General features: G+C 71.9%; 2 protein-coding genes and 1 pseudogene. 1 reads left to right on the top strand and 2 read right to left on the bottom strand.

Annotated features, from left to right (window positions below; all coding sequences use genetic code 11):
- The coding region (locus ACTIFU_RS16620; RefSeq protein WP_439579439.1) for a YjbF family lipoprotein at positions 1–517 on the bottom strand (517 nt) is incomplete at its 3' end.
- Positions 518–605: 88 nt separating this feature from the next.
- Here ACTIFU_RS16620 and ACTIFU_RS16615 point away from each other — a divergent pair.
- Positions 606–1244, top strand: a complete 639-nt coding sequence (locus tag ACTIFU_RS16615; protein WP_439579438.1) for an isocitrate lyase/PEP mutase family protein — start codon at positions 606–608, stop codon at positions 1242–1244.
- On the opposite strand, the pseudogene ACTIFU_RS16610 reads toward ACTIFU_RS16615, so the two are convergent.
- A pseudogene (locus ACTIFU_RS16610) lies at positions 1222–1696 on the bottom strand (IS5 family transposase); the annotation flags it as partial. The gene ACTIFU_RS16615 and the pseudogene ACTIFU_RS16610 sit on opposite strands and share 23 nt — an antisense overlap.

Here is a 1696-nt window from a genome sequence, read left to right as displayed (position 1 = left end):
CGGTGAAGCGCGTGCCGTCCTCGCCCGTGCAGCTCTCCGCGGCGCGTTCGGTCTCGCGCGCGATCCCGAGCACGGCGATCGTCTCGGGCCCGAGCGCCCTCCCGGTGCAGGACACCGGCAGGCCCCAGACCGACGGCGCGACATCGACCAGGCGCAGATGCCGCCCGAGCCCGAGCGGCTTGGGCGGGACCCCGTCGCGGAACCGCGTGTCGGTGAGCGCGCCCTCGACGCCGGCGAGTGCCACGACGCGCCCGCCCTCGGTCACCACCGCGACACGGTCGGCCGAGAGCCAGATCAGCCGCCCGCCCTGCGCCGAGTGCAGCACGACGAAGGCCGGCCGCCGCGCGCCGAGCCGCACCACCGCCGAGGCGTAGGGCAACGCCTCGGCCTGTTCGCGCGTCACTGGCGGGCTTTCGTCGGGCATCACGGTATCGCCGAGCGCGCGGAGCAGTTCGCCGCCCGTGCCGCATCCGGCGAGGACGAGCGAAACCAGGAGGACGAATCGGCAACGCACCATGCGCGCAACGCTAGCACGCAGGGTCCGCGCTGCCCGCCCTTCGGCGCCGGGCGAAGCCAAGCGGTCCGGAACGTGGCAGGATGCGCATATGAGCACCGCATATGACCGCTTCCTCGCCCTGCACCATGGCCCGGGCTTCGTCATGCCGAACGCGTGGGATGCCGCCTCGGCGCTGATCTACCGCCGCGAGGGGCTCGAGGCCCTCGGCACGAGTTCGGCCGCGATCGCCTGGGCGCTCGGCATGCAGGACGGCGTCGCCGCGATCGACCGCGCGACCGCGATCGCCAACGGCACGCTGATGGCACGCGTGAGCGGCCTGCCGGTGAACGGCGACCTGGAGGACGGGTTCGGCCCCTCGCCCGAGGATTGCGTCGCCACCGTCGAGGCGGCGATCGCCGGCGGCCTGGCGGGGCTCGGGATCGAGGACACCACCGCCGATCCGGCCCACCCGATTCACGGCTACGACGAAGCCGTCGCGCGCATCCGGGCGGCCGCGCGCGCGGCGAAGGGGCGGATCGTGCTCACCGGCCGCACCGACAACTTCCTGCATGGTCGGAACGATCTCGACGACACGATCCGCCGGCTCACGGCCTTCGCCGAGGCCGGGGCGGACGTGCTCTATGCGCCCGGACTGCCGGACATGGAGGCGATCCGCGCGGTGGTGCGCGCGGTCGCGCCCAAGCCTGTGAACGTGCTGATCGGGCCTAGGCCGCGTGGACAAAGTTGATCCAGTGTCTGATTGCGGCGAGCAGGATGAAGCCGAGGAAGCTGGTGGCGGTGTGGTCGTATCGGGTGGCGACGCGGCGGCTGTTCTTGAGGCGGTTGATGAAGCGCTCGATGCGGTTCCGCAGGGCGTAGAGCGCGTGGTTGACCGAATGCTGCACGCGGCGGTTCTTCTTGGTGGGGATTTCCGGGGTGCCGCCACGGCTGCGCACGTCGTCGCGGATGACGTCGCTGTCGTAGCCGCGGTCGGCCAGCAGCACCTCGGGATCGGTCTCGTGGTCGGCCATCAGATCGGCGTAGGCGGTGCTGTCGTGCGCCTCACCCGGCGTCAGTTGGACAGCGACCGGAAGACCCTCAGCGTTGGTTCGAAGGTGGATCTTGGTCGAGAAGCCGCCGCGCGAGCGGCCAAGAGCCTGGTTCTGAGTCCCCCCCTTGCGCCGGCGGCGCAGTGGTGCG

Source organism: Elioraea sp. (assembly GCF_051860475.1).
Lineage (GTDB): Bacteria > Pseudomonadota > Alphaproteobacteria > Acetobacterales > Acetobacteraceae > Elioraea.
This window is presented reverse-complemented; position numbering and strand designations above follow the sequence as displayed.